The sequence below is a fragment of the Streptomyces sp. NPDC088147 genome (assembly GCF_044741565.1).
Lineage (GTDB): Bacteria > Actinomycetota > Actinomycetes > Streptomycetales > Streptomycetaceae > Streptomyces.
On sequence record NZ_JBIUSY010000014.1, the window covers coordinates 21197 to 47567 of the forward strand.

At 70.4% G+C, this 26371-nt stretch carries 23 protein-coding genes and 2 tRNA genes; 18 read left to right on the plus strand and 7 right to left on the minus strand.

Annotated elements, in window-relative coordinates; translation table 11 throughout:
• Positions 1-32: 32 nt before the first annotated feature.
• Complete coding sequence (gene nudC, locus ACIOGX_RS35785; protein ID WP_383971342.1) at positions 33-974, plus strand: NAD(+) diphosphatase; 942 nt, start codon at positions 33-35, stop codon at positions 972-974.
• 89 nt (positions 975-1063) lie between these two features.
• Here the strand turns inward: nudC and ACIOGX_RS35790 are convergent, their stop codons facing one another.
• Positions 1064-1306 carry a mycoredoxin gene (locus ACIOGX_RS35790; RefSeq protein WP_249954276.1) on the minus strand — a complete coding sequence of 81 codons (243 nt, stop codon included), beginning with the start codon at positions 1304-1306 and terminating at the stop codon, positions 1064-1066.
• Between the two features lie 215 nt (positions 1307-1521).
• Here ACIOGX_RS35790 and ACIOGX_RS35795 point away from each other — a divergent pair, with 215 nt between their 5' ends.
• The 4 genes from ACIOGX_RS35795 (at position 1522) to ACIOGX_RS35810 (ending at position 5161) form a co-directional block, all read left to right on the plus strand.
• Positions 1522-3789: an ATP-dependent DNA helicase UvrD2 gene (locus ACIOGX_RS35795; RefSeq protein ID WP_356512372.1), complete on the plus strand. Its 2268-nt coding sequence runs from the start codon at positions 1522-1524 to the stop codon at positions 3787-3789.
• A gap of 167 nt (positions 3790-3956) precedes the next feature.
• Positions 3957-4301: a hypothetical protein gene (locus ACIOGX_RS35800; protein ID WP_356512370.1), complete on the plus strand. Its 345-nt coding sequence runs from the start codon at positions 3957-3959 to the stop codon at positions 4299-4301.
• 171 nt (positions 4302-4472) lie between these two features.
• Positions 4473-4841: a WhiB family transcriptional regulator gene (locus ACIOGX_RS35805; RefSeq protein ID WP_356512368.1), complete on the plus strand. Its 369-nt coding sequence runs from the start codon at positions 4473-4475 to the stop codon at positions 4839-4841.
• Entirely contained in the window at positions 4838-5161 is a 324-nt protein-coding gene (locus tag ACIOGX_RS35810; protein WP_129770449.1) for a hypothetical protein, read from the plus strand. Before ACIOGX_RS35805 ends, ACIOGX_RS35810 begins: the two co-directional genes overlap by 4 nt.
• A 161-nt stretch (positions 5162-5322) precedes the next feature.
• Here the strand turns inward: ACIOGX_RS35810 and ACIOGX_RS35815 are convergent, their stop codons facing one another.
• The gene (locus ACIOGX_RS35815; protein ID WP_356512366.1) at positions 5323-6747 is read right to left on the minus strand and encodes an AarF/ABC1/UbiB kinase family protein; all 1425 of its coding nucleotides are present in this window, start codon (positions 6745-6747) and stop codon (positions 5323-5325) included.
• Between the two features lie 207 nt (positions 6748-6954).
• On the minus strand, positions 6955-8103 hold the full coding sequence (locus tag ACIOGX_RS35820; RefSeq protein ID WP_401918909.1) for a TOMM precursor leader peptide-binding protein: 1149 nt from the start codon (positions 8101-8103) through the stop codon (positions 6955-6957).
• 297 nt (positions 8104-8400) lie between these two features.
• Between ACIOGX_RS35820 and ACIOGX_RS35825 the strand changes: the two genes are divergently transcribed.
• From ACIOGX_RS35825 to ACIOGX_RS35840, 4 genes are all read left to right on the plus strand, one after another.
• Positions 8401-9024 (plus strand): M48 family metallopeptidase, encoded by a 624-nt coding sequence (locus tag ACIOGX_RS35825; protein WP_356512362.1) that lies wholly within the window; start codon positions 8401-8403, stop codon positions 9022-9024.
• A 135-nt stretch (positions 9025-9159) separates the two neighbouring features.
• The gene (locus ACIOGX_RS35830; protein WP_401760908.1) at positions 9160-10752 is read left to right on the plus strand and encodes a TerD family protein; all 1593 of its coding nucleotides are present in this window, start codon (positions 9160-9162) and stop codon (positions 10750-10752) included.
• 13 nt (positions 10753-10765) lie between these two features.
• A complete protein-coding gene (locus ACIOGX_RS35835; RefSeq protein ID WP_356512358.1) occupies positions 10766-11446 on the plus strand; it encodes an AIM24 family protein in 681 nt (226 codons plus the stop codon).
• Between the two features lie 16 nt (positions 11447-11462).
• Positions 11463-12221, plus strand: coding sequence for an AIM24 family protein (locus ACIOGX_RS35840; protein WP_356512356.1), 759 nt, complete (start codon positions 11463-11465; stop codon positions 12219-12221).
• Positions 12222-12352: 131 nt separating this feature from the next.
• Here the strand turns inward: ACIOGX_RS35840 and ACIOGX_RS35845 are convergent, their stop codons facing one another.
• Both ACIOGX_RS35845 and ACIOGX_RS35850 read right to left on the minus strand, forming a co-directional pair.
• Positions 12353-12898 (minus strand): NUDIX hydrolase, encoded by a 546-nt coding sequence (locus tag ACIOGX_RS35845; protein WP_356512354.1) that lies wholly within the window; start codon positions 12896-12898, stop codon positions 12353-12355.
• Complete coding sequence (locus tag ACIOGX_RS35850; protein WP_356512352.1) at positions 12895-14355, minus strand: zinc-dependent metalloprotease; 1461 nt, start codon at positions 14353-14355, stop codon at positions 12895-12897. Before ACIOGX_RS35850 ends, ACIOGX_RS35845 begins: the two co-directional genes overlap by 4 nt.
• 309 nt (positions 14356-14664) lie before the next feature.
• Here ACIOGX_RS35850 and ACIOGX_RS35855 point away from each other — a divergent pair, with 309 nt between their 5' ends.
• The 4 genes from ACIOGX_RS35855 (at position 14665) to ACIOGX_RS35870 (ending at position 17920) form a co-directional block, all read left to right on the plus strand.
• Positions 14665-15777 (plus strand): SDR family oxidoreductase, encoded by a 1113-nt coding sequence (locus tag ACIOGX_RS35855; RefSeq protein ID WP_129770441.1) that lies wholly within the window; start codon positions 14665-14667, stop codon positions 15775-15777.
• Between the two features lie 110 nt (positions 15778-15887).
• Positions 15888-16346 carry a molybdenum cofactor biosynthesis protein MoaE gene (locus ACIOGX_RS35860; RefSeq protein WP_401918913.1) on the plus strand — a complete coding sequence of 153 codons (459 nt, stop codon included), beginning with the start codon at positions 15888-15890 and terminating at the stop codon, positions 16344-16346.
• A 166-nt stretch (positions 16347-16512) separates the two neighbouring features.
• Complete coding sequence (locus tag ACIOGX_RS35865; protein WP_383971221.1) at positions 16513-16698, plus strand: hypothetical protein; 186 nt, start codon at positions 16513-16515, stop codon at positions 16696-16698.
• A 133-nt stretch (positions 16699-16831) separates the two neighbouring features.
• On the plus strand, positions 16832-17920 hold the full coding sequence (locus ACIOGX_RS35870) for a PDZ domain-containing protein (protein WP_401918915.1): 1089 nt from the start codon (positions 16832-16834) through the stop codon (positions 17918-17920).
• Between the two features lie 133 nt (positions 17921-18053).
• On the opposite strand, the gene ACIOGX_RS35875 is transcribed toward ACIOGX_RS35870, so the two are convergent.
• Positions 18054-18620 carry a PPA1309 family protein gene (locus ACIOGX_RS35875; RefSeq protein ID WP_401760915.1) on the minus strand — a complete coding sequence of 189 codons (567 nt, stop codon included), beginning with the start codon at positions 18618-18620 and terminating at the stop codon, positions 18054-18056.
• A 142-nt stretch (positions 18621-18762) separates the two neighbouring features.
• Here ACIOGX_RS35875 and ACIOGX_RS35880 point away from each other — a divergent pair, with 142 nt between their 5' ends.
• The 4 genes from ACIOGX_RS35880 (at position 18763) to ACIOGX_RS35895 (ending at position 24105) form a co-directional block, all read left to right on the plus strand.
• Complete coding sequence (locus ACIOGX_RS35880; protein WP_356512427.1) at positions 18763-21684, plus strand: UPF0182 family protein; 2922 nt, start codon at positions 18763-18765, stop codon at positions 21682-21684.
• 42 nt (positions 21685-21726) lie between these two features.
• Positions 21727-21800: transfer RNA gene (locus ACIOGX_RS35885), tRNA-Met, on the plus strand.
• A 201-nt stretch (positions 21801-22001) separates the two neighbouring features.
• Positions 22002-23966 (plus strand): tetratricopeptide repeat protein, encoded by a 1965-nt coding sequence (locus ACIOGX_RS35890; RefSeq protein ID WP_401918917.1) that lies wholly within the window; start codon positions 22002-22004, stop codon positions 23964-23966.
• Between the two features lie 65 nt (positions 23967-24031).
• Positions 24032-24105 (plus strand) — tRNA-Met (locus ACIOGX_RS35895).
• Positions 24106-24319: 214 nt separating this feature from the next.
• Here the strand turns inward: ACIOGX_RS35895 and ACIOGX_RS35900 are convergent.
• The gene (locus ACIOGX_RS35900; protein WP_129770434.1) at positions 24320-24736 is read right to left on the minus strand and encodes a Fur family transcriptional regulator; all 417 of its coding nucleotides are present in this window, start codon (positions 24734-24736) and stop codon (positions 24320-24322) included.
• Between the two features lie 144 nt (positions 24737-24880).
• Between ACIOGX_RS35900 and ACIOGX_RS35905 the strand changes: the two genes are divergently transcribed.
• Positions 24881-26332 (plus strand): catalase, encoded by a 1452-nt coding sequence (locus tag ACIOGX_RS35905; RefSeq protein WP_356512341.1) that lies wholly within the window; start codon positions 24881-24883, stop codon positions 26330-26332.
• Positions 26333-26371: the final 39 nt, after the last annotated feature.

The following is a 26371-nucleotide window of genomic DNA, read 5'->3' on the forward strand; positions in this document are numbered from 1 at the left end:
ATCCGGGGGAGTTGGAAGTACCTGTGAGCACCATCAACGGTGACGCCATCGCACACCGACCCATCGGCCTCACCGCCCCCAGCGGTATCGACCGCGCGGCACACCACCGTCTCGACGAGGCATGGCTGGCGGCGGCCTGGAGCCATCCGACGACCCGCGTCTTCGTGGTGTCGGGCGGCCAGGTGCTGATCGACGACACCCCTGACGGGCGTACCGAACTGGTCATGACCCCGACCTTCGAGGCGCCCCTCACCGAGACCCACCGCTACTTCCTCGGTACGGACGAGGACGGCGTCCGCTATTTCGCGCTCCAGAAGGACTCGCTCCCGGGACGCATGGACCAGTCGGCGCGGCCCGCGGGGCTGCGCGAGGCCGGGATGCTGCTCTCCGCGCGCGACGCGGGTCTGATGGTGCACGCCGTGGCACTGGAGAACTGGCAGCGGCTGCACCGCTTCTGCTCCCGCTGCGGCGAGCGCACCGTGATCGCGGCGGCCGGCCATATCCGCCGCTGCCAGGCCTGCGGCGCCGAGCACTACCCGCGTACCGACCCCGCGGTGATCATGCTCGTCACCGACGAGGAGGACCGCGCGCTGCTGGGCCGCCAGGTCCACTGGCCCGAGGGCCGCTTCTCCACGCTGGCCGGCTTCGTGGAGCCCGGCGAGTCGATCGAGACGTCCGTGGCCCGCGAGGTCTTCGAGGAGGCGGGCGTCACCGTCGGCGAGGTCGAGTACATCGCCAGCCAGCCGTGGCCGTTCCCGTCGAGCCTGATGCTGGGCTTCATGGCCCGTGCCACGTCCTCCGAGATCACGGTGGACGGCGAGGAGATCGAGGAGGCGCGCTGGTTCTCCCGGGAGGACCTGCGGACGGCGATCGAGACGGGCGAGATCCTTCCCCCGGCGGGCATCTCGATCGCCGCGCGCCTGGTGGAGCTCTGGTACGGCAAGCCCCTGCCGAAGCCGCTGCCCCGTCCCTGACCTGAACGGCCGTCCGTGCGGCGTACGGCGGAGCCCCCGCGGACGGCGGTCCGGCGGGGGCTCATCTCGCGTCGTGCGGGGCCGTGTCGTCAGACGCCGACCTTCTGCTTGACCTGGGCCAGCGAGGGGTTCGTCAGCGTGGAGCCGTCGGGGAACAGCACGGTCGGCACCGTCTGGTTGCCGCCGTTCGCCTTCTCGACGAAGGCCGCCGACTCCGGGTCCTGCTCGATGTTGATCTCGGTGTACGCGATGCCCTCGCGGTCCATCTGGCCCTTGAGCCGACGGCAGTATCCGCACCACGTGGTGCTGTACATCGTCACAGTGCCCGGCATGTCTCTCGGCTCCTCTGTCTCGATATCTCGGACATCTCGCTGATTGCGTCGCCCGCATTCTCTCGAACGCGCGCAACCCGGCCACCATTCCCCACTTCCCGACTCCCCGGCTCCCTCGGCTCCCCTGGCTCTCTCGGCTCCCTCGGCTCCCCGATCGTTGGGCATGGCGCACGGCCGTCCACCGGTCCGGTCCTACGAACGGATCGGTACGACCGGTGCGGCACCCCTGTGGACAACCGCCGCACCCGTCCCGGGAGACCTGGCAGCATGGCGGGGTGACAGCAGCAACGCACTCCCCACTGTTCCCGCGGGAATCCGACGCCGGCCAGATCGTGACCCCGCCGCGCGACGCCGACGCGGTGCTCGACGGGCTCGACCCCGAGCAGCGCGAGGTGGCCACGGCCCTGCACGGTCCGGTGTGCGTGCTGGCCGGGGCCGGCACGGGCAAGACGCGCGCGATCACCCACCGGATCGCGTACGGCGTGCGCGCGGGCATCCTCCAGCCCGGCAGCGTGCTGGCCGTCACGTTCACCAACCGCGCCGCGGGCGAGATGCGGGGCCGGCTGCGCCAGCTCGGCGCGGGCGGGGTGCAGGCGCGTACGTTCCACTCGGCCGCGCTGCGCCAGCTCCAGTTCTTCTGGCCCAAAGCGGTCGGCGGCGAGCTGCCCCGGCTGCTCGACCGCAAGGTGCAGCTGGTCGCCGAGTCCTCGGCCCGCTGCCGGATCCGGCTCGACCGCAATGAACTGCGCGATGTCACGGCCGAGATCGAGTGGGCGAAGGTCACCCAGACCGTGCCGGCCGACTATCCGGCCGCCGTGGCCAAGTCCTCCCGCGAAGCCCCGCGCGACGCGGCGGAGATCGGCCAGATCTACGGGATGTACGAGCAGCTGAAGCGCGACCGCTCGGTGATCGACTTCGAGGACGTCCTGCTGCTCACGGTCGGCATCCTCCAGGACCGCCACGACATCGCCGACCAGATCCGCCGTCAGTACCAGCACTTCGTGGTGGACGAGTACCAGGACGTCAGCCCGCTCCAGCAGCGCTTGCTCGATCTGTGGCTGGGGGACCGGGAGAGCCTCTGCGTGGTCGGTGACGCCAGCCAGACCATCTACTCCTTCACCGGCGCCACCCCCGACCATCTGCTGAACTTCCGCACCCGGCATCCGGGTGCCACCGTCGTGAAGCTCGTCCGTGACTACCGCTCCACCCCGCAGGTGGTCCATCTCGCCAACGGTCTGCTCAACCAGGCGCGCGGCCGGGCCGCCGAGCACCGGCTCGAACTGATCTCGCAGCGCGAGCCGGGCCCCGAGCCGGTCCGCACGGAGTACGCGGACGAACCCGCCGAGGCCGAGGGCACCGCCCGCCGGATCCGCGATCTGATCGCCGCGGGCGTGCCGGCCGGTGAGATCGCCGTGCTGTACCGGATCAACGCCCAGTCGGAGGTCTACGAACAGGCCCTCGCCGACGCGGGCGTGCCCTACCAACTCCGCGGCGCCGAGCGGTTCTTCGAGCGCCAGGAAGTACGCGAAGCGGGCGCCGCGCTGCGTGGCGCGGCCCGCTTCGGGGGCAACGACTCCCTGCTCGACGACGTGGTCGAGCTGCCGTCGCAGGTGCGGGCGGTGCTCTCCACGAAGGGCTGGACCACCGAACCCCCGGCGGGCTCGGGCGCCGTCCGTGACCGCTGGGAGTCGCTGGCCGCCCTCGTCCGGCTCGCCGAGGACTTCGTACGCGCCAAGCCGTCGGCGACGCTCGCCGATCTGGTGGCCGAGCTGGACGAGCGCGCCGCCGCGCAGCACGCGCCGACGGTGCAGGGCGTCACGCTCGCCTCGCTGCACGCGGCGAAGGGCCTGGAGTGGGACGCCGTGTTCCTGGTCGGTCTGACCGAGGGCATGATGCCGATCACCTACGCCAAGACCGACGAGCAGGTCGAGGAGGAGCGCAGGCTCCTCTATGTCGGTGTCACCCGGGCGCGGTCGCATCTCTCCCTCTCCTGGGCCCTCTCCCGCTCTCCCGGCGGCCGGGCCTCCCGGCGGCCCACCCGCTTCCTCAACGGGCTTCGTCCGGGCTCCGTGGCCCCCGGTGCCCGGGGCGCGGGAGCGGAGGCGGGCGGTCCCGTGGAGCGTGCGGGCGCGGCCCGGCGCAAGCGGCGCGGACCGGTGCTGTGCCGGGTGTGCGGCAAGACGCTGACGGACGCCGGCGAGATGAAGCTGATGCGCTGTGAGGACTGCCCCTCGGACATGGACGAGGCGCTCTACGAGCGGCTCCGCGACTGGCGTGCCGGCCAGGCACAGCGGCTGAGCCAGCCCGCCTACTGCGTGTTCACCGACAAGACGCTGATGGCCATCGCCGAGGCCGTGCCCGGGAGCGCGGGTGAACTGGCCGGGATCGCGGGTGTGGGCAGCCGCAAGCTGGACCGGTTCGGAGCCGATGTACTGGCCATCTGCGCAGGTGAAGAGTGCGCGGAAGCCGATCGGGACAGCTGAGGCAAACTCGACCCAAAAATAGTTTGCGCCCGCCCCGGGAATCCCCATAGGTTCTTAACCACGGAAACAACGGCTTCTCCGAAGCCCTGTTACCGTGCTCTACTTGTCCGCATACGTGTGACGGGCCTTCGGGCCGGTCCTTGAGACGCCGAGAGGAGGCGATTCCAGTGATCAGCATCTACGCAAGCTTCATCAGCACGGCCAAAATGACCGATCCCTCGGTCGTCTCCGTCTGCCCGCTCGGCTTCTCCCGTTCGGAACTCATCGCCAGTGGTCTGTCCGGCGCCTCCGCCGTTCGTCCCGCAGGTCTGTCGGCCCTTCCCGTCCGGGAGCGCGTCGGCAATGTCCTGGAGCGCAATGAGCGACCGAGCGAGGCACTGGAAGCAGGAGTAGCAGCGGCAGAGGCCAAGGCCTATGCCTTTGCGGCGACCGGTGCCGAAACGAAGAAGCAGACGCAGCACCACACGATGTGGGCCTTCCGTGGGCTCGAACCCTGGAGTGATCCAGCCTGATCCACCATCAGGCCGGCGCCTTCAGGGCCGCGGAACCCCACCCGGGATCCGCGGCCCTTCTGTTTGTCCCGAACGGGAGAGACAGAGCGAAGGGGCCTCGGGACACGCAACACCCGGTACCAGCCGACACCCGGCCAACAGGCCGGACCGACCAGACGAGGAACGACTCCCGTGCAACTCGAAGCGCACGCCCCGTCCGTACCGCCTTCCGAATCGATCGCCCCGCCCCGCTCCACGGAGGACTCCGCCTTGACCCCGCTCACCGCGCTCACCGCGCTCGACGACGCCATCGAGAACCTCGGCGTACCCGTTCCCTGCCGTGCCTACGACCCGGAGGTCTTCTTCGCCGAGTCCCCGGCCGATGTCGAGTACGCCAAGGCGCTCTGCCGCACCTGCCCGCTGATCGAGGCCTGCCTCGCCGGCGCCAAGGAGCGGCGCGAGCCGTGGGGTGTCTGGGGTGGGGAGCTCTTCGTCCAGGGCGTCGTGGTTGCCCGCAAGCGGCCTCGTGGCCGTCCGCGCAAGAACCCGGTCTCGGCATGAACGTCACCGGAACCATCGACCGCCCCCTCACGCACGATCCCCAGAAGCAGGCTCCGATGACCTCTTCCCCGAGCGAGCCATGCGGCTCCGCCACCCCAGTCGTCACCACCATGGGCGCGAACGACTCGCGTCAGAACAGGACCCGCGAGATGCAACTCATTCCAGAAGCCCTGGCACGCGCGCATATGAACGAGCGCATGCGGGAAGCCGACGCGGAACGCCGGGCCGTGCGCCTGGTCGCCGCTCGGCGGATGCAGCGCCGCGCCGAGCGCGTATCGATGCGCGCGCGCCGCGCGCTCGCCATGGCCGTCATGCAGTAGGCAACACCCTCAGTCGGCGGCAGTAGCTGTCACTGCGCGGGGGCCGGTCCCGACGGACCGGCCCCCGCGGTGCGTTGTTCGCCACCCGGAACCGGGCGGGGCCACCGTCCGGCACGACGGCCGCCGCTCCTTCCGCGGCGACCGCTCACATGTCCGACCGCTCACGCGTCCACATCAGAGTGATCGAGGGCAGGCTCGACGCCGACAGGTGACAGCACCTCTTCCCCGTCCTCCGGCTCCGGCAGGAACCCGGACAGCCACGCCTCCAGCTCGTCCCGGAGCCGCACCGTCGCACCCAGCTGGCAGAGCACGCCGATGGTGCTCAGCGTCACGCGGTGGATCAGCAGATACGACGGCGGCAGATTCAGCTGCTTGCCCAACTGATGGGCGGGCGAACGCGGGTCGGCGATCCGCGCCGCCTGGGTGCGCATCCAGCCGCGGGTGAAGGTGAACTCCTCCACCACCGCGGGCTCGATGATCGGCAGCAGATACTCCAGCACCCCGTCCGGGTCGAGATCGATGGACTCCTTGACGAACCCCTCGCCCCGCAGCAGGTCGTACACCCCCTGGGCATCGCCCTCCAGCGCCATCCACAGCGCCTCACCGATCGTGTCGGGCAGTCCGCCGGGCAGCCGGTCCACCGTGCCGAAGTCCAGCACCCCGAGCCGCGGTTCACCGCCCGAGCCGTCGTCGCCCTCCCCGGCGTCCGCCGCGGGCAGCAGCCGGAAGTTCCCCGGATGCGGATCCGCGTGCAGCAGGCCCGTACGCGCGGGGCCCGAGAAGAGGAACCGCGCCAGCAACTGCCCCGCCCGGTCGCGCTCCTCGGGCGTGCCGTCGGAGATCACCTCCGCCAGCGGTGTCCCGTCGATCCACTCCGTGACCAGCACCTGATCGCCCTGGTGCACCACATCGGGCACCACCACATCCGGATCGTCCGCGAACTCCGCGGCGTGCTCCCGCTGTGCCTCGGCCTCCAGGGCGTAGTCCAGCTCCTCGGACACCCGGTCGCGCAACTCGGTGATCAACGGCTTGATGTCCATCCCCGGGACGAGCGGCCCCAGCAGCCTGGCGAACCGGCTCAGCTGCGTCAGATCCGACAGCAGCGCCTCACCCGCCCCCGGGTACTGCACCTTGACCGCGACCTCGCGTCCGTCGTGCCACACCGCCCGGTGCACCTGTCCGATCGAGGCGGCGGCCGACGGCTTGTCCTCGAACTCCAGGAACAGCTCACGCCACTCCTCGCCCAGCCGCTCCGCCAGCACCGCGTGCACCGTACGGGTGGGCATGGGCGGCGCCGCTTCCTGGAGCTTGGTGAGCGCCGCCCGGTAGGGCCCCGCGATCTCCTCCGGCAGCGCGGACTCGAAGACGGACAGCGCCTGCCCGAACTTCATCGCCCCGCCCTTCAGCTCCCCGAGCACCTTGAAGAGCTGGTCGGCCGTGCGCTGCTGCAACTCCCGCGCGACGATCTCCGCGGACTTCCCGCCGATCCGTTTGCCGAGCCCCCATGTGGCCCGGCCCGCGAAGCCCAGCGGCAGCGTGGCCAGCTTCGCGGTACGGGTGACCGCCTTCCGGGGAAGATCAGACATTGAGCCCCTCCTAGGTCCTGTCCGGTCGATCTTCGTGGATCAACCCGGGACGTCTGGCGCGGTGGATCGCAAGGCGGAGGATCGGCCTCGTACTGGACGTACTTGGCCGACTCCGACAACGCGGCGAGGCGCCGTGCCAGGCGTTCCGGGCCCACGAAGATCGGCCGGACAGGGCCTAGTCCCAGACAGCCATGCCGCGTACGGCGGTTACCCCGCCATTGTGTCGTGCGAGGACCCCGTCCCGGCCATGTGCTCTTCCTCTCTTCGGCCCGCCGCCCCGCAGGGGCACTCCGGATGCGGCGTGATCCGCTCCGACCGCCAGTCGAGCAGCGGCAGTGACGCCTCCCACCGCGCACCCGTACTGGCCGGCAGCTCCCCGTCCAGGAACGACAGGGCATGGGCCGCCGCCAGACCCGCCACCGCGGTGGCCAGCCCCAGATCACAGGCCGGAACGGCACCGGCGCCGCGTCCGGAGCGCCACTGGGCCAGCATCCTCGGCCATCCCGGATCGCGGTCCGCGCGCTCCCCGGCGACACAGCCCGCGCAGGCTGTGCCGCCCGGCAGCACCAGCGGTCCGACCACCCCCGTGGCCTCGATCACTCCCGCATAGAGATGGGGAGTTCCGGTGGAGATCCAGGGCTCGGCCGGCGCCGGATCGGGGGCGTAGGCCGCGAGCCCGTCCCGCGGAGCGACGATCACCAGCGAGAGCCCCGGCTCGCCCTCGCCGCCCGACTCCGCGAACTCCGCCGCCCGCGGCGCGGGTCCGGGCGCGGACCTCCGTACCAACTGCCGGGCCGCCGTGTCCCTGCGCTCACCCACCGACCTCGGGGGCAGCCCGCCGGGTGACACATCCCACGCCTGGGCGCACCCGCCGTCCAGCACATCGACCCGCCCGATCCCGGAGCCCGCGAGCACCGCCGCGACGGCCGCGCCCACCCGCCCGGCGCCGCGGACCTGGACCCGCATCCTGCGGCGCGCCGCCAGTCGTTTCGCACCTGCCCCCGGCTCCGGATGGATGACGGAGAGCGAGGCCAGATCGGGCCGCATCCGGTCCAGCACCGCTGTCCGCTTCCGCAGCGCGTCGGCCGCGCCGCCGCCCGCGTCCGCATCGTCGATCAGCCCCGCCCTGGTCAGCCGCTTCACCAGCGAATCGGCCAGGCCGTCCGGCAGCCCCATGGCGCGGGCCTCCTCCCGCAGCAGCGGCAGCCCGCGTGTCCCGTCCAGCAACTCCAGAAAGCTGCCCGTGGCCGTATCGACCGGCCCCACCAGCACCGCGTGCGCGGGGGTGATCCCGAACTGCACGGTCTGCCGCTCCCGCCACGCGCGACGCAGCGCGGGCTTCACCGTCGGATGCATATCGGCCTCCCCGTTCGTCTTCCCTCGGTCTTGCTTCCCTCGGTCCTGCCCCGGTCTTCTCTCGTGCTCTGCTCTGCTCTGTGATCACTTCTGTGATCACTCCGGCTGTGATCACTCCGGAATGTCCCGGACCCCCGGATTTCGTGTTCTCAGAATGCAAGACGCCGCCCGACGGTGCGGAAAGTTATCCACAGCGGCCGGCATTAGTCGTTCAAATCCCGCCGCACCGGAAGTGGATCAAGGGAGAACGCTCGCGGAGGCGGGACTTCCTCCGCACACAGCGGGTAACGTCATGGGGTGTCCGCCGATCCCTCCCCTCGCCTCGCGGGGGAGACCCCATCGAACAGCGCCGGAAGTGACGAGCGGCGCGCGCCGGGTCGCCCGCTCCGCGCCCCGGGGACCAGCCCTGTCGAGGTGCGCAGGAGCACCCGCCGGAGCAGAACGGTCTCGGCCTACCGCGAGGGCGACCGGACCATCGTGCTCATCCCCGCCCGGATGTCGGAGGCGGAGGAGCGGCGCTGGGTGTCGGTGATGCTCGACAAGCTCGCCGCCCAGGAGAGCAAGCGTGTCCTCGGCGACAGCGAGCTGACGGAGCGGGCCGAGCGGCTGTCGGACCAGTACCTCGGCGGACGGGCCAGGCCCGCTTCGGTCCGATGGGTCACCAACCAGAACACCCGCTGGGGTTCCTGCACCCCCGCCGAGGGCAGCATCCGGCTGTCGCACCGGCTGAAGGGCATGCCGGAGTACGTCGTCGACTACGTACTCGTCCACGAGCTGGCGCATCTGCTCGTGCCGGGACACGGCCCGCGTTTCTGGCGTCTGCTGGAGGCCTACCCCCGTACCGAGCGGGCCAGGGGCTATCTCGAAGGCGTGGTCGCGGCGGAGCGGCTGCCCTATCTGCCCGTCGCGCGCGGGGAATGACGGCCGGAGGCCGCCGGGACTTCTGTCCCATTCGGCGATCCTGTACCGAGTGTGTACCGGCTTGGCCGATTGTCACCCCCAGCCGTTAGCCTGACGCGACGCAATCACCTTCCGGATGGGGGACGGTCGTTACGTATGGCCAGGGAATTCCAGCGCGGCCACAAGGCCAAGATCAGTGATCTCACGGCGGGGACGGATCTGTACGTAGGTGTGCAGATCGCCGGCCCCGGGCTGAGCTTCGACATCAGCTGCTTCGGCCTCGACGCCAATGAGCAGCTTTCGGACGACCGTTACTTCATCTTCTTCAATCAGCCGAAGTCCCCGGAAGAATCCCTTCAGTTGCTGGGCGCGCAGGCGGGCGACACGGAGTCGTTCCGGGTGACCCTGGACCGCATTCCGGCGAATATCCACAAGCTCTCGTTCACCGCCACCCTCGACGGTGCCGGACAGATGTCCCAGGTCGGCCCGGGATACATCCGTATCGTCGCGGGCGGTGAGGAAGTCGTCCGATACGCCTTCACCGGCTCGGAGTTCACCACCGAGCGCGCCGTGATGCTCGGCGACTTCTATCTCAAGGACGTATGGCGGTTCGCCGCCGTCGGCCAGGGCTTCGACGGCGGTCTCGACGCGCTGCTGAAGAACTTCGGCGGAGAGGTCGCCGAGGAGGAGCCGGCCGCGCCCGAGCCGGTCACCGGCGGCGCGCCGCCCGCCTTCGCCCCGCCCGCGCAGAGCACCCCGCCTCCCGCCTTCGGCGCTCCGGCAGGACCGCCCGCTCCGGCGCCCGCACCCGCTCCGGCGCCGCAGCCCGTGCATACGGCGCCGACCATCGTGGCGCCGGTGAACCCGCCGGGCGGCACGGTCCCTCCGCCCGCACCCGCGCCTGCCCCCTATGGCCAGCCCGCGTCCGCGCCGGCCCCCTACGGCCAGCCGGCTCCCGCGCCCGCCCCGTACGGCCAGCCGGCCCCGGCGCCCTTTGGCCAGGCCGCTCCCGCGCCCTACGGCCAGCAGCCGCCGGGACCGCCCCAGGGTGTCCCGCAAGGCGTCCCGCAGGGCGTGCCACCCGGCGGCGCCGGTCTCCAGGCGGCCCTTCAGCCGTACCGGGAGCTGCCCACGGGCCAGCGCTGGACCCCGCAGAACGGCCAGCTCATGCGCGTCGACCTCGGCGAGGGAGGCAGTCCGGTCCTCGCCCGCCAGGGCAGCATGGTGATGTACCAGGGCAAGGTCGACTTCGGCTACAAGGGCGCCGGTTTCGCCGGCCGTATCGTCGGCAACGCCACCGGCCAGGAGATGCAGCTGATGCGCTGCACCGGCAAGGGACAGGTCTTCCTCGCCGAAGAGGGCGCGCATCTGCACCCCGTCGAGCTCCAGGGCGACGGCATCTGCGTCTCCGCCGAGAACGTCCTCGCCTTCGACGAGAGCCTCCAGTACGAGGTCCGCCGTATCGAGGGCCACGGCATTCCCGGCGGCGCGCTGTTCACCATGCTGTTCCAGGGCACGGGCACCGTGGTCGTGAAGACCCATGGCACCCCGGTGGTCCTGCCCGTCACGCCCACCACCTTCGCCGACTGCAACGCCGTCGTCGCCTGGTCGGCCGCGTCCCAGGTGATCATCTCCAGCCAGGTCAGGCTGCGCCGCAACGCGTATCCCGGCCACAGCGGGGAGACCGTGAACCTCCAGTTCCGGGGAGCGCCCGGCAACTTCATCGTCGTCCAGCCGTACGAGGTCTGAGGGAGCCCGGACAATGAACCAGCAGCTCGCGGGCTATGCCCCCACCCCCGTCGCGGCCCGGATGGAGAACCACGGCCGCGCCATGCTCAAGGTCGCGATGGCCTCGGGCCAGGACCTGTTCGCACGCACCGGCTCGATGATCGCCTACGAAGGTTTCATCCAGTACGAGCCGAACTCTCCCGCCATCCGCCAGATCGCCTCCCAGTGGGCGACCGGTGAGGGCACGCCCCTGATGAAGTGCTCGGGTGACGGTCTGCTCTATCTCGCCGACTACGGCGCGGATGTCGTCGTCATCAACCTCGACAACGACGCGCTCTCGGTCAACGGCACCAATCTGCTCGCCTTCGACGCGCACCTCACGTGGGGCGTCGAGCGCGTGAAGGGACTGGCCAAGTTCGCAGGCCAGGGGCTGTGGAACGTACAGATCTCCGGGACCGGCTGGGTCGCCCTGACCTCGCGCGGCACCCCGATCGTCGTCGACTGCGGCCGTGGCGAGGACGAGACCTATGTGGACCCGGACGCCCTCGTCGCCTGGTCACCGGCCCTGAAGGTGAAGGGCAAGCGCAGCTTCAAGGCATCAGCGCTGATCGGGCGCGGCAGCGGGGAGGCCTACCAGATGGCCTTCTCCGGCACGGGAATCGTGGTCGTACAGCCCAGCGAGGACAGCACCGACCGCCTGCGGGTCCAGGGCTGAGGGGGGAGAACACACCATGCAGAGTCCGCTTTTCGCCTACACCGAGCAGCAGTCCCAGGACCGCTACGCGGTACAGAACCCGCAGCTGCTGCGGGTCGCGCTCACCGGCCAGGACGACGTCCTCGCCCGCAAGGGCGCGATGGTCGCCTACCAGGGGCTGATCGACTTCGACGGGGAGTACCAGTCGCAGAGCCAGCGCCGGTCCCGCGCGCGCACCGGTGAGGGACTGGAACTGATGCGCTGCTCCGGGCAGGGCACGGTCTATCTGGCCAATCTCGCCCAGTACATCCATGTCGTGGACATCGACCACGAGGGGATGACGGTGGACAGCGCCTATGTGCTGGCACTCGACTCCACGCTGCACACCGAAGTCATCGCGGTGGACAGCCAGTACGGGATCTCCGGCTCCGGCAAGTACCAGCTGAACATCTCCGGCCGGGGCAAGGTCGCGCTGATGACCTCGGGCCAGCCGCTGATGATGCAGGTCACGCCCGAGAAGTACGTGAACGCGGACGCCGACGCGGTCGTCGCCTGGTCCTCCGGGCTGCGGGTGCAGATGCAGGCGCAGACGCACTCCTCGGGGGTCCTGCGGCGGCGCGGCAACACCGGCGAGGGCTGGGAGCTGAGCTTCCTCGGCCAGGGCTACGCGCTGGTCCAGCCCAGCGAGGTCATGCCGCCGCAGCACGCGGCGATCGGGCAGGGACTCGGGGCTCAGTTCGGGGTCGGCCAGCAGGGCGCCCACGGCCAGAACCAGAACAACGTCTGGAGCCGTTGACCCGTTGCCCCGTGGCCCCGTTGCCCCGCCGGAGCGGGTGGCAGCGGGCCCGGGGCCGGGCCGGGACCTGAGCGGTCCTGACCCGGCCCGGCCCGGCGGAAGAGGGACGGGCCGCACCCGGCCGCCCCTTCTCAGCCGCCGGCCCGCTCTCGTCGGCGCAGCGCGGCACGGCCGCGCTCCACCAGTCGTACGACCGAGCCGTCGGCGACCGTCGCGGCCTCCTCGTAGGAGAACCACCGCAGATCCAGCGACTCCTCGCTGATCGCCTCGACCGCGCCGGAAGGCGCCAGCGCCGCGTACTGGACATCGAGATGCCAGTGGCACGGGGCCGGGATCGCGTGCCGGTCCAGCTGTACGGGGCCGCCCGCCAGCAGCGTCAGCCCCTCGATCCCGGACTCCTCCGTGGCCTCCCGCAGCGCCGCCCGCTCCAGCGAGGTGTCACCCGGTTCGCAGTGGCCGCCCATCTGGAGCCACATGCCGAGCTTCTTGTGCAGGGTCAGCAGCACCCGGCCGCGCTCCGGATCGATCACCAGCGCGCTGGCGGTCAGATGCCCGGCCCCGCAGGACTTCCACATCGCGTCGGGATGAGCGGCCAGATGGTCCAGATAGAGCCCGCCCAGCTCAGGCTGGTCCTCGTAACCCTTCAGTACGAGGACCGCGTCGTCGTGCAGGCTCACCTGTCGCCGTCACCCTTGCCGTCGTCGCCCTTGCCGTCGTCCGGCCCGGCCTTATCGCCGTCGTCCTTGCGGAGGTTCGGCTTGCCGTCCGCCGCCTCGCCGAGCATCTTGTCCAGCTCGGAGAAGTCCAGCTGCTCGTGGTGGACGAAGCCGTCCGGGTCATCGAGATCGGAGGCCGTCGGCAGCATGTCCGGGTGCTCCCACAGACGGTCGCGGCCGTCGACGCCCCGCGCGTCCGTGAGCGAGGCCCACAGCCGCGAGGCGTCCCGCAGCCGGCGCGGGCGCAGCTGGAGACCGATGAGGGTGGCGAAGGTCTGCTCCGCCGGACCACCGGAGGCGCGCCGCCTGCGCAGCGTCTCGCGCAGCGCGTCGGCGCCCGTGAGCCTGGACTTCGCGGCCTCGTGCACCACCGCGTCCACCCAGCCCTCGACCAGCGCGAGCGCCGTTTCGAGACGGGCCAGCGCGGCCTTCTGCTCGGGAGTGTCCTCGGGCTGGAACATGCCCTGCTGGAGCGCTTCCTGAAGCTCCTCGGGATGGGTCGGGTCGAACTGGCCGACCACGTCCTCCAGCTTGGTCGTGTCCACCTTGATCCCGCGGGCATAGCCCTCGACCGCGCCGAACATGTGCGAACGCAGCCAGGGCACATGGGCGAAGAGCCGCTGGTGGGCGGCCTCGCGCAGCGCCAGATACAGACGGATCTCGTCCTTGGGGACCCCGAGGTCCTCGCTGAACGCCGCGATGTTCAGCGGCAGCAGCGCGGCCCTGTTCGCCGGGCCGAGCGGGAGCCCGATGTCGGTGGAACCGACCACCTCTCCCGCCAGCACGCCCACGGCCTGTCCGATCTGCTGGCCGAACATGGCGCCGCCCATGGAGCGCATCATGCCGATCAGCGGACCCGCCACCGACTGCATCTCCTCGGGCAGCACCTCACCCATGGCCGTACCGACCCGCTCCGCCACCGGATCGACGAGCTGCTGCCACGCGGGCAGCGTCGCCTCGACCCACTCGGCGCGGCTCCACGCCACCGCCGTGTTCGACCCGGAGGGCAGGGACGTCACGCCGTCCAGCCAGATGTCGGCGAGCCGTACGGCCTCCTCGACCGCGGCGCGCTCGGAGGGCCCGACGCTCGCGTCCTTCGTGCCGTCCGGCGTGCCCTGGGCGACCGTCTGGCGGGCGATCTGCTTGGCCATGTCCCAGTTCACGGGACCGCCCTCGTAGCTCAGCATCTGGCCGAGCTGCTGGAAGGCCGCGCCCAGGTCGTTGGGGTTGAGCGAGCCGAACATCGCGGCGAACGGATTGTCCGCACCGCCCGCGCCGCCCGGCAGACCGAACCCCGCGAAGGGGTTCACGGGACCGCCACCGGCACCCTGACCACCTCCGGCGGGGTCCTTCTTCTTGCCGTCGCCGTCCTCCGGCTCCTCCGGCGGAAGGCCGAATCCGAATGGGGTGTCACTCACGGGGTTCCTCGGCTCGTAGGGCCACCGGCTTGCTGCCGGCGGCGGCTGCCCGGCTACACCACCCAGCCTAAGCGGCAGCGGGCGAGTGAGGCTGGCTCGGCGGGCCGCGGGCCGCGCCCGGCCGTACCGCCCCGGACCCTGCCTTCGACCTGCTGTGTCTCCCGCCTCCGAGAGCCCCATACCATTTCGACACCCGGGCGGCTTCCGGGCTCGGTGCTCCGCCGGACCAGGGCCTGCGGCAGGATGGACATCACCTGGTACGTACGCGTCATTCACGTACGTATTGAAGACAACCGCTGGAGACGCCCGGTGAGTTCCCCAGATCCGCAGGTTCGCGCAGCGCGAAACCGCTCAACCACGCCCCCGTCCCGAGGCCCCGTGGTCGCGGTCACGGGCGCCGCCTCCGGGGTGGGTGACCTGCTCACCCGCCGCCTGGCCGCGTCGGACGAGATCAAGCAGGTCATCGCCATCGACGAGCGCAGAGGTGAGGTCTCCGAGGCGCAGTGGCACGTCCTCGACGTCCGTGACCCGGCCATCGCGGAGAAGTTGCGCGGGGCGGATGTGGTGGTGCATCTGGCGCTCGATCTCGACCTGGAGACCGACGCGACCGCCCGTACGGCGTACAACGTGCGCGGCACGCAGACCGTGCTCACGGCCGCCGCCGCCGCGGGGGTGCACCGGGTCGTGCTCTGCACCTCGGCCATGGTCTACGGCGCGCTGCCCGACAACGACATCCCGCTCTCCGAGGACGCGGAGCTGCGCGCGACCGCCGAGGCGACCGGCGTCGGGGATCTGCTGGAGATCGAGCGTCTCGGCCGCCGCGCGCCCCGCGCGCACCCCGGCCTCAACGTGACGGTCGTACGCCCCGCCGTCCTGGTCGGCGGTACGGACACGGCCCTCACCCGCTACTTCGAGTCGCCGCGGCTGCTCGTCGTCGCGGGATCCCGTCCCACCTGGCAGTTCTGCCATGTCGACGATCTGGTCAGCGCGCTGGAGTACGCCGCGCTGGAGAAGGCCGACGGCGAGTTCGCGGTCGGCTGTGACGGCTGGCTGGAGCAGGAGGAGGTCGAGGAACTCAGCGGTATCCGCCGGATGGAACTGCCGTCGGCGGTCGCCCTGGGGGCCGCGGCCCGGCTGCACAGGATCGGCCTGACCCCCTCGCCCGCCGGCGACCTCGCCTACACCATGCATCCCTGGGTGGTCAGCGTCAGCAGGCTGCACGACGCGGGCTGGCGGCCCCGCTGGACCAACGAGGAGGTCCTCGCCGCGCTCCTGGAGGAGGTGGAGGGCCGCCACACGGTGGCGGGCCGCCGGCTCGGCCGCAAGGACGCCACCGCGGCGGGCGCGGCGGGCGCGACGGTGGCGCTGCTCGGTACGGCCGCGCTGGTACGACGGGCCCGCAAGGCGCGGCGCAGGCTCTAGCACCGTTCCGCGCCGTCCCTGCCGCGCCGCGTTTCCACGCCGTCCGTTCCGCGCCGTCGTTTCCACGCCGTCCGTTCCGCGATGTCGGTGCCGTACGGCACGATGGGTTCATGGCGAGCACGCATTCCCACCCGGGCGAGCAGGCGGCGCGGCACCCGATCCGGCTGCTGGCGATACGCGACACCCCGCTGACCGTCGACGAGGTCTTCCGCGCGGTCGGCGACGACGCGGCCGGCGGCACCGCGCTCTTCGTCGGCACGGTCCGCGACCACGACGGCGGCGCCGACGTGGACAGCCTCGGCTATTCCAGCCATCCCACGGCCGAGGCGGAGCTGCGACGCGTCGCGGAGAAGGTCGTCGCCGAATATCCCGTGCGCGCGCTGGCCGCTGTCCACCGTGTGGGTGATCTGGCGGTCGGAGATCTGGCGGTCGTCGTGGCGGTCTCCTGCCCGCACCGGGGGGAGGCGTTCGAGGCCTGCCGGAAGCTGATCGACGACCTGAAACACGAGGTCCCGATCTGGAAGCACCAGAAATTCTCGGACGGCACGGAGGAGTGGGTCGGCGCCTGAGGCAGGACCGCACGCGCGCTTTGCTCGACCGGCGTCGTCTGAAACCCGGTCAGTACCCCTAGGGCCCGATTTGCGTAACCGCACCCCGACCAGCAGCGTTGAATCAGCAGATGGTTATCTGCTGATCGGTCAGTCACAGACGCTCACTTGAGGTCGGGAGAACGAAATGGCCGCACTTGCCTGGCTCTTGATTCCACTCTTCGCCGCCATAGGCGCGGGTATATGGGGAAGCTGGGTCTCCAGGGACCGCACGATCGGGGACATAGCCGAGCTCAACGGCTACGCCCGGTTCCGTGACGCGATGGAGAAGGCACCCTCCGGCTCGGTTTCCGCCGGGTCCGACGCTGTCTGACGTCGTCGCGGTCCGTACGTCGTCGTCGCGCGGCCCCGCCGCCCGCCGCCCCGTACGGACCGGCCCCAGGGCCCCGCCCCGGACGGACCGGCCCCAGGGGTGCACTGACAGACCCTTCCCGTACTGTCGTTCCATGCCACGCCGCACCGCGACGATGCTCGCCTCCACCCTCGTCCTCATCGCGCTGCTCTGCGCAGGCGTGCTGATCAAAGTCCCGTATTCGGAGATGAGCCCCGGGCCGACGGTGAACACACTCGGCGACGCGGGCGGTGAGCCCGTACTCCAGATCCCCGGCCGCAAGACGTATCCGACCTCGGGTCATCTCAATATGACGACGGTCAGGGTCACCGGCGCGGATTACAACATGAACATCGTCGAAGCGGTCTACGGCTGGCTGGCCCACGACAACGTGGTGGTGCCGCACGACACCCTGTATCCGGACGGCAAGACGGAAGAGCAGTCCACACAGGAGAACGCCGAAGAGTTCAGCCAGTCCCAGGAGAGCGCCAAGGTCGCCGCCCTGCGTCAGCTGAACATCCCGGTGTCGTCGCGGATCATCGTCTCCTCCGTGGTCAAGGGCAGCCCCTCCGAGGGCACACTGCACGCCGGTGATGTGATCAAGGCCGTGGACGGTACGGCGGTCAAGGAGCCGCAGGACGTCGCGAAGCTCGTCACCAAGCACCAGCCGGGCGAGGACGTCTCCTTCACCATCGTCCCCGCCGACGAGGCGAAGGCGGCCGAGAAGGCGCGCAAGGAGCCCGAGGGCGGCGAGAAGGTCACGATCACCACGGCGAAGTCCCCGGACGGCGGCCGGGCGATCGTCGGCATCCAGGCCGGGACCGACCACACGTTCCCGTTCACGATGGACATCAAGCTGGCCGACGTGGGTGGACCGAGCGCCGGGCTGATGTTCTCCCTCGGCCTCGTCGACAAGCTCACCCCCGGCTCACTGACGGGCGGCAAGTTCGTCGCCGGTACGGGCACGATCGACGACAAGGGCGCGGTCGGCCCGATCGGTGGTATCGAGATGAAGCTCGTCGGCGCGCGCGCCGCGGGCGCCGAGTACTTCCTCACACCGGACCAGAACTGCGCGGCGGCGGTCTCCGACATCCCCAGCGGCCTGACGCTGGTCAGGGTGAAGACCATCGCGGACGCCACGAAGTCCCTGGACAAGATCCGCGCCGGGGACACGGCCGGCCTGCCGAGCTGTTCGGCGAGCTGACCGGCCGCGCCCCGGGGACGAGAGCCGAAAAGGCGAGAGCCCGGATGAAAGGGCGAGAGTCCGGATGAGAAGAAGAGAGTCCGGATGAGAAGGCGGGAGTCCCGGACAAGGACTCGGTTACGACAAGAGTCGGTTACGACTCGAACGTGGCGGCGAGGGCCTCGGCCAGCCCCGGGACCAGCCCCGAGCCGGTGAGGACCTCGTTCGGAGAGTCCTTCTCGCGCAGCCGCAGCGCCGACTCCCTGGCACCGTCACGCAGCACGGCGACGGTCATCCGTACCTCCTGGCGCTCCGGGTGGGCCGCGACCCACGAGGCGAGTCCCGCCTCGTCGAGGCCCTCCGGGACGGACGCCTCCGCGGACGGCGGCAGCATCAGCCGCTCGACCGTCATCGCGCAGCCCGCCACCGCCCCGGGCCACGCGATGGTGCCGAGGAACTCGTCCAGCGGGGTGCCGGACGGGATCTCGTCCTGCTCGACAGGGGTGAGGGGCGCGACGGACCCGGCGTCGTCGAGACCCAGCTGAGCCGCGAGCTCCGGTTCGTCGGTGCGCAGCCGCGCGGTGTCGACGAGCGCGAAGAGCCGGGCCGGCTGGTCCCAGCCGAGCCCGGAGGCGTACTCGTCGATTTCGAGCACCGCGCGGGTCAGCGGGCTCGCGGCCATGGGTGTACCTGAGGGAGAGACGTTGGACATGACCAACATCCTGCCTCCTTCGGACCCGGGTACGGGAACTAGGTAAAGCCTCAGTAAGTTGCATGAGTGGGCTCTACGATCGCGGGGCCCGCTTTTTCACACGCTGAATCACACGACCGCGAACTTAGAGGTGCGCACGTTGGCTTTCCAGATGCCGGACCGCGGCGGAGGCCCAGCCGGGCCACGGATGAGAGTGGGCCGGCCCTCTCGGCGGGTCCGGACCCTGCTCATGACCTTGGGCGTGCTGGCCGTACTGGCCATGCTCTTCGTCATGTTCGCCGGGTTCTGGACCGACTGGCTCTGGTACCGCTCGGTGAAGTACTCCTCGGTGTTCACCACCACGCTCTGGACCAAGATCGGCCTGTTCGCGGTCTTCGGGCTGCTGATGGCCGGCGCCGTCGGCCTCAATATCTGGCTGGCGCACCGGCTGCGGCCGCCGCTCAGCGCGATGTCGATGGAGCAGCAGAACCTCGACCGGTACCGGATGGGGATCGCCCCGTACAAGAAGTGGGTGCTCCTCGCGATCACCGCGCTCGTCGGGCTGATCTCCGGGGCCTCCGCCGCGGGACAGTGGCGTACGTGGCTGATGTGGGTGAACGGGGTGGCCTTCGGCCAGAAGGATCCCCAGTTCAAGATGGACGTGTCGTTCTACGCGTTCGATCTTCCCTGGTACCGCTTCATGCTGGCGTTCGGCTTCGCGGCCACGGTGCTGTCGCTGATCGCCGCCGCGCTGACCCACTACCTGTACGGCGGGCTGCGGATCACCAGCCCCGGCGCGCGGGCCACCGCCGCCGCCACCGGCCATCTGTCGGTGCTGCTCGGTGTCTTCGTCTCGCTGAAGGCCGTGGCGTACTGGCTCGACCGGTACGGGCTCGCCGTGAAGTCCAGCGACTTCAAGGCGGCGGGCAACTGGACGGGCCTGCGGTTCGTCGACGCCAACGCCTACCTGCCGGCGAAGACGATCCTCTTCTGCATCGCCGTCATCTGCGCCCTGCTGTTCTTCGCGACGCTCTGGCGCCGTACGTGGCAGCTGCCGGTGATCGGTTTCGGTCTGATGGTGCTGTCGGCGATCCTCATCGGCGGCCTCTACCCGGCGATCGTGCAGAAGTTCCAGGTCCAGCCGAACGAGCAGGCCAAGGAATCGCCGTACATCAAGAAGAACATCGACGCCACGCGTCAGGCGTACGGCATCGACAGCGCCGATGTGCAGGACTACGGAGGCAAGGGCGACCCGGACAAGAAGGCCGAGCAGCGCAAGGCGGCGGACACCGCCGCCAGTTACCGGCTGGTCGACCCCAATGTGGTCTCGCCCGCGTTCCAGCAGCTCCAGCAGGAGCGTAAGTACTACCAGTTCCCCGCCACGCTGGACGTCGACCGGTACACCGGCCCCGACGGAAAGCCGCAGGACACGGTCGTCGGTCTGCGCGAGCTGAACATCACCGGTATCCCCAAGCGCAACTGGATCAACGATCACTTCACGTACACCCATGGGTACGGCGTGATCGCGTCCAAGGGCACGAACACGGTGACGGACGAGAACGACGGCACCATCGGTGCCCCGGACTTCACCGAGTCCGGCCTGCCGACGACCGGCCAGCTCGGCACGTACGAGCAGCGCGTCTACTACGGCGAGAAGACCGAGCAGTACTCGATCGTGGGCGGCCCCCAGAAGGAGCTGGACTACGAGAAGAACGGCGAGCGGACGACGAGCTACAAGGGCAAGAGCGGAGTTGATCTCTCCAACCCGCTGAACCGCGCGGCGTACGCCGTGGCCTTCAGCGAGCCCCAGATGCTCTACTCCGGTGCCATCGGCGACGGCTCGCGGATTCTCTACAACCGCACGCCCAAGGAGCGCGTCGAGGCCGTCGCGCCCTGGCTGACCATTGACGGGGACGCCTATCCCGCCGTGGTCGGCGGCCGTATCCAGTGGATCGTCGACGCGTACACCACGACGAACGGCTATCCGTACGCGTCCCGTACGACGCTCGGCGACACCACGGCCGACTCGCTGACCGACAGCCAGCGCGCGGTGGTCGCGCAGCAGAACCAGGTCAACTACATCCGGAACTCGGTGAAGGCCACCGTCGACGCCTACGACGGCACGGTCAAGCTGTACGAGTGGGACACCAAGGACCCGGTGCTCAAGACCTGGATGAAGGCCTTCCCCGGCACGGTGCAGCCGAAGGCCGACATCAAGCCCGACCTGCTGTCCCATCTGCGCTACCCGCAGGACATGTTCAAGGTGCAGCGCGAGCTGCTCACCCGCTACCACGTCACGGACCCCGCGCAGTTCTACAGCGGCAGTGACGCGTGGCAGGTGCCGGACGATCCGACCAACAAGGACAGCAACTCCGTCCCGCCGTACTACCTGAGCCTGAAGATGCCCGGCGAGAACCAGCAGAAGTTCTCGCTGACCACCACCTTCACGCCCAACGGACGTCCCAACCTGGGGGCGTTCATGGCGGTGGACGCGGATGCGACCAGCGCGGACTTCGGCAAGATCAGAGTCCTGAGAGTGACGTCCACCGTGCAGGGCCCGCAGCAGGTACAGAGCGAGCTGAACGGTGTGCCGGAAGTCGCCGAGTTCGTCAGGAACCTGAGAGGCACCGACTCGGACATCGAGTACGGCAACCTCCTGACGGTCCCGCTCGACGGAGGCTTCCTGTACATCGAGCCGGTGTACGCGCGCGGTGGCAGCGCGAACTATCCGCTGCTGAAGAAGGTGGCGGTCTCCTACGGCGGCAAGCCCGTCTTCAAGGACAGCCTGCCCGAGGCGCTCAACGCGGTGTTCGGGGCGGAGAGTTCACCTCCGTCCACGACCCCGCCGCCACCGGGCGAGCCCACCAAGCCGCCGGCCACCGGTGACAAGGCGCTGCAACAGGCCATCGCGGACGCCCAGAAGGCGTACGAGGACGGTGAGGCGGCGCTGGCGAAGCAGGACTGGACGGCGTACGGCAAGGCCCAGGAGGCGCTCCAGGACGCTCTGCAACGGGCTGCCGACGCCGACGCCGGGTCCGGCTCGACCAGCGGAAACGGCGGCGACAGCGGCAGCGGCGGTGACAACGGCGGCTGAGCGGAAGGCACTCCACCCCGTGGTACGGTTGGAACACAACGACGCGGGGTGGAGCAGCTCGGTAGCTCGCTGGGCTCATAACCCAGAGGTCGCAGGTTCAAATCCTGTCCCCGCTACGCGAAGTCGAGGGCCCGGATCCTTACAAGGATCCGGGCCCTCGCCATGCGCGCCGCGCCACGAGTGCCAACTGTGTCTCAGGTCCCGCGAGTTGACCGTGAGCGTGTTTGACTTGTCTCTCTGTGGGCATGTCGACAAAACGCTGAAGTGACCACCGGCCGCCGTATACCGGCTGTACGCGGGTGGTCAGTGGTGCGACGATGGAAAATATGGGGGATAGGACAACTCTGTTGGAGACAGGGCGGTATGTGCAGCGACACGTAGAGGATGACGTCCGGGCCGGGAGCGGCGCGGCGGGATCCGCCGAGTCCGCTGTCGACGCCGAGACCGAGCAGCGCCACCGGCGCGCCGCCGACGCGGGGGACACCGCGTCGATGAGCGTCCTCGGCGCCATGCTGCTGCGCCGCGGTGAACTCGACGCCGCCGAGCCCTATCTGCGTGCCGCGACCGCCGAGGGCGAACGCGCCGCCGCCAACAACCTGGGCGTCCTGCTCCACCAGCGGGGCTATGTCGACGAGGCGGCCGGCTGGTGGCGGGTCGCCGCCGTCGCCGGATCCGCCGCCGCCGCCCACGCGCTGGGACGGCACTACCGCGAGCTGGGCGACGAGCCCGCCGCCGAGTACTGGCTGCGCCAGTCCGCCGAGCAGGGCCACGCGCTGGGCGCGTACGCCCTCGCCGATCTGCTGGAGCACCGCAGCGACGTCGGGGCCGAGCGCTGGCTGCGCGCCGCCGCCGAGCAGGGGCACCGCGAGGCGGCGTACCGTCTCGCCCGCGCCCTGGAGGTGCGGGCGGGCGAAGCGGGTCACCCGGGCGCCGACGCGGTCTACCGCAGCGGTACAGGCCCCCCGACCGCGGGCGGCCGACGCCGCCCGGACACCGACGCGGGCCCGCGCGAGGACACCCGCACCGGCGGGGGAGCCACCCGCACCGGCGGGGGAGCTGTCGACGGGCCGTCGCTCATCACCGAGGCCGCGCAGTGGTACCGGCAGGCCGCCGCCCGCGGCCACCGCCGCGCCGCGCTGTACCTCGGCGCGATCCTGGAGAAGCGGGGCGAGCTGAAAGAGGCCGGCCGCTGGTATCTGACCTCCGCCAAGGACGGCGAGGCGCGGGCCGCCTGCGCCCTCGGCTTCCTGCTGCGCGACGCGGGCGACGAGGAGAGCGCCGCCATCTGGTGGCTGCGCGCCGCGCAGGAGGGCGACGGGAACGCGGCCAACGCCCTCGGCGCGCTGCACGCCGCGCGCGGCGAACAGCAGACCGCCGAGCGCTGGTACCGCGCCGCCATGGACGCGGGCGATGTCAACGGGGCATACAACCTGGGGCTGCTCTGCGCCGCCCAGGACCGTACCGTCCAGGCCGAGCAGTGGTACCGCCGCGCCGCCTACGCGGGCCATCGCGAGGCCGCCAACGCCCTCGCCGTCCTGCTGCTCCAGGCCGACGACCCGACCGGCGCCGAACCCTGGTTCTCCAAGGCCGCCGAGGCGGGCAGCGTGGACGCCGCGTTCAACCTCGGCATCCTCCACGCGGGACGCGACGAGGACGGCGCGGCCCTGCGCTGGTACGAGCGCGCGGCGGCGGCCGGTCATACGGAAGCGGCTCTCCAGGTCGGTATCGCCTGCCTCAGGGACGGCGACGAGCGGTCGGCCGAGCGCCATCTGCGCTGCGCCGCCGGCGGCGGCAGCGCCGAGGCGGCCTTCCGGCTGGCCACGGTCCTCGACTCGCGCCGGCCGCCGCCGGGGCCGCCCGCGCTCGGTGAGCCGCACGGCGTGAAGACCGAGTGCGAGCAGTGGTACGAGCGCGCCGCCGAGCAGGGGCACCGACGGGCCCAGGTGCGGGTCGGCATGCTCGCCGCCGGCCGCGGGGACATCGCCGACGCGGCCCGCTGGTACCGGGAGGCGGCGGAGGCGGGCAGCCGCAACGGCGCCTTCAACCTCGGGCTGCTGCTCGCCCGCGAGGGCGGCGAGCGGGAGGCGGCGCTGTGGTGGACCAGGGCCGCGCAGGCCGGGCACGGCCGGGCCGCCCTGCGCCTGGCGCTGCTCGCCGCGCGCCGGGGCGAGCTGACCGAGGGCCAGCGGTGGTGCGCGCGCGCCGTCGAACTGGGCCCCGCCGAGGTCGCGGAGCGCGCGGCCCGGCTGCGCGAGGCGCTCCACCAGGAACTCACCGCGTGAGGACGCGGGGCGCGCGGAAGGGATTTGCTCTGGTCGGTGGCGTGACGTAATGTTGCGTTCATCGCCGCGGGGTGGAGCAGCTCGGTAGCTCGCTGGGCTCATAACCCAGAGGTCGCAGGTTCAAATCCTGTCCCCGCTACTGAAACCGGAGGCCCGGATCTCGAAAGAGATCCGGGCCTCCGGCGTTTGTGCTTCGGCCGCGACAGAAGATACGGCGGCGGGCGATACGACGAAGGGCCCGGCGGCGGTCAGCCGCCGGGCCCTTCGTGAAGCGACGACGTGAGGAAAGACGGCGAAAGGGCGAAAGAGCGACGGGCGTAAGGAAAGACGACGTAAGGAAAGGCGTCCGGGGGTTACGCGGACGCGCAGTTCGGGCAGGTGCCCCGGTACGTCACTTCGACACCCGAGATCGTGAACCCGAAGCGCTCCCCGTCCGGCAGATCGGCCAGCGGATCGCCCGACGGATGGACATCGCGTATGGCGCCGCAGTGCGCGCAGACCAGGTGGTGGTGCGGCCGGTGCGCGTTCGGGTCGTACCGCTTGGCCCGGCGGTCCGTGGACACCTCGATCACTTCACCGAGCGTCACCATCTCACCCAAGGTGTTGTAGACGGTGGCCCGGGAGATCTCCGGAAGTCTGGCGACGGCGCGCGCGTGCACCTCGTCGGCGGTCAGATGCACATGGTCCCCGTCGAGGACCTCGGCCACCACGCGCCGCTGGGCCGTCATGCGCCAGCCGCGTTCGCGAAGTCGTTCCAACAGGTCACTCATGGGACCAGCCTAACAGTGAAGGGACCCAGGTCCCGAACGTGTGTGACTTTGGATAGCTGCTTGACTTAGACAAAGTCCATCGTAGGATCGGAATCGGCACCCGCCAAGGGACAGGAACACGCAGTAATGACGCAGGAGGCGCACGTGACGCAGGGACCGCTCACCACGGAGGCCGGGGCTCCGGTCGCCGACAACCAGAACAGCGAGACCGCGGGCGTCGGTGGTCCCGTTCTGGTCCAGGACCAGGCTCTGCTGGAGAAGCTCGCGCACTTCAACCGCGAGCGCATCCCGGAGCGCATCGTGCACGCGCGCGGCGCCGGCGCGTACGGCACGTTCACGCTGACCCGCGACGTCTCGCAGTGGACGCGGGCGAAGTTCCTCTCCGAGGTCGGCAAGCAGACGGAGACGTTCCTGCGCTTCTCCACCGTCGCCGGCAACCTGGGCTCGGCGGACGCGGTGCGCGACCCGCGCGGCTTCGCGCTCAAGTTCTACACCGAAGAGGGCAATTACGACCTCGTCGGCAACAACACCCCGGTGTTCTTCATCAAGGACGCCATCAAGTTCCCCGACTTCATCCACACCCAGAAGCGCGACCCGTACACCGGTTCGCAGGAGGCGGACAACGTCTGGGACTTCTGGGGTCTGTCGCCCGAGTCCACCCACCAGGTGACCTGGCTGTTCGGTGACCGCGGTATCCCGGCCACGCTCCGTCACATGAACGGGTACGGCTCGCACACGTACCAGTGGAACAACGAGGCCGGCGAGGTCTTCTGGGTCAAGTACCACTTCAAGACCGACCAGGGCATCAAGAACCTCACCTCGGAAGAGGCCGCGGTGCTCGCGGGCCAGGACCCGGACAGCCACCAGCGCGACCTGCGCGAGGCCATCGAGCGCGGTGACTTCCCGTCCTGGACGGTGCAGATCCAGGTCATGCCGGCCGCCGAGGCCGCCGCGTACCGCTTCAACCCGTTCGACCTGACCAAGGTCTGGCCGCACGAGGACTACCCGCCGATCGAGATCGGCAAGCTGGAGCTCAACCGCAACCCGGAGAACATCTTCGCGGAGGTCGAGCAGTCCATCTTCTCGCCGGCCCACTTCGTGCCGGGCATCGGTCCCTCCCCGGACAAGATGCTCCAGGGCCGTCTGTTCGCGTACGGCGACGCCCACCGCTACCGCGTCGGCATCAACGCCGACCACCTGCCGGTGAACCGTCCGCACGCCACCGAGGCGCGGACGAACAGCCGTGACGGCTTCCTGTACGACGGCCGTCACAAGGGCGCCAAGAACTACGAGCCGAACAGCTTCGGCGGCCCCTTCCAGACGGACAAGCCGCTGTGGCAGTCCGTCCCGGTCGCCGGTGGCACCGGTAACCACGAGGCCCCGAGCCACGCCGAGGACACCGACTTCGTGCAGGCGGGCAACCTGTACCGGCTGATGTCCGAGGACGAGAAGGGCCGGCTGATCGACAACCTCGCCGGCTTCATCTCCCAGGTCTCGCGCGACGACATCGCCGAGCGCGCGGTGAACAACTTCCGCCAGGCGGACGGTGACTTCGGCAAGCGACTGGAGGCCGCGGTCCAGGCCCTTCGCGGCTGACAGCCTCTCGCGCCGAGACGTCAGGGGCCGGGTCCCGCG

Bases quoted from the DNA above. Each gene is read 5' to 3' on its own strand.
- ACIOGX_RS35835 (WP_356512358.1), top strand. From the start codon at position 10,766: ATGAACCAGCAGCTCGCGGGCTATGCCCCCACCCCCGTCGCGGCCCGG.
- ACIOGX_RS35790 (WP_249954276.1), bottom strand. From the start codon at position 1,306: ATGCCGGGCACTGTGACGATGTACAGCACCACGTGGTGCGGATACTGC.
- ACIOGX_RS35860 (WP_401918913.1), top strand. From the start codon at position 15,888: ATGGCGAGCACGCATTCCCACCCGGGCGAGCAGGCGGCGCGGCACCCG.
- ACIOGX_RS35865 (WP_383971221.1), top strand. From the start codon at position 16,513: ATGGCCGCACTTGCCTGGCTCTTGATTCCACTCTTCGCCGCCATAGGC.
- ACIOGX_RS35890 (WP_401918917.1), top strand. From the start codon at position 22,002: ATGGAAAATATGGGGGATAGGACAACTCTGTTGGAGACAGGGCGGTAT.
- ACIOGX_RS35870 (WP_401918915.1), top strand. From the start codon at position 16,832: ATGCCACGCCGCACCGCGACGATGCTCGCCTCCACCCTCGTCCTCATC.
- ACIOGX_RS35810 (WP_129770449.1), top strand. From the start codon at position 4,838: ATGAACGTCACCGGAACCATCGACCGCCCCCTCACGCACGATCCCCAG.
- ACIOGX_RS35815 (WP_356512366.1), bottom strand. From the start codon at position 6,747: ATGTCTGATCTTCCCCGGAAGGCGGTCACCCGTACCGCGAAGCTGGCC.
- ACIOGX_RS35900 (WP_129770434.1), bottom strand. From the start codon at position 24,736: ATGAGTGACCTGTTGGAACGACTTCGCGAACGCGGCTGGCGCATGACG.
- ACIOGX_RS35880 (WP_356512427.1), top strand. From the start codon at position 18,763: ATGCCGGACCGCGGCGGAGGCCCAGCCGGGCCACGGATGAGAGTGGGC.
- ACIOGX_RS35820 (WP_401918909.1), bottom strand. From the start codon at position 8,103: ATGCATCCGACGGTGAAGCCCGCGCTGCGTCGCGCGTGGCGGGAGCGG.
- ACIOGX_RS35840 (WP_356512356.1), top strand. From the start codon at position 11,463: ATGCAGAGTCCGCTTTTCGCCTACACCGAGCAGCAGTCCCAGGACCGC.
- ACIOGX_RS35875 (WP_401760915.1), bottom strand. From the start codon at position 18,620: ATGTTGGTCATGTCCAACGTCTCTCCCTCAGGTACACCCATGGCCGCG.
- ACIOGX_RS35830 (WP_401760908.1), top strand. From the start codon at position 9,160: ATGGCCAGGGAATTCCAGCGCGGCCACAAGGCCAAGATCAGTGATCTC.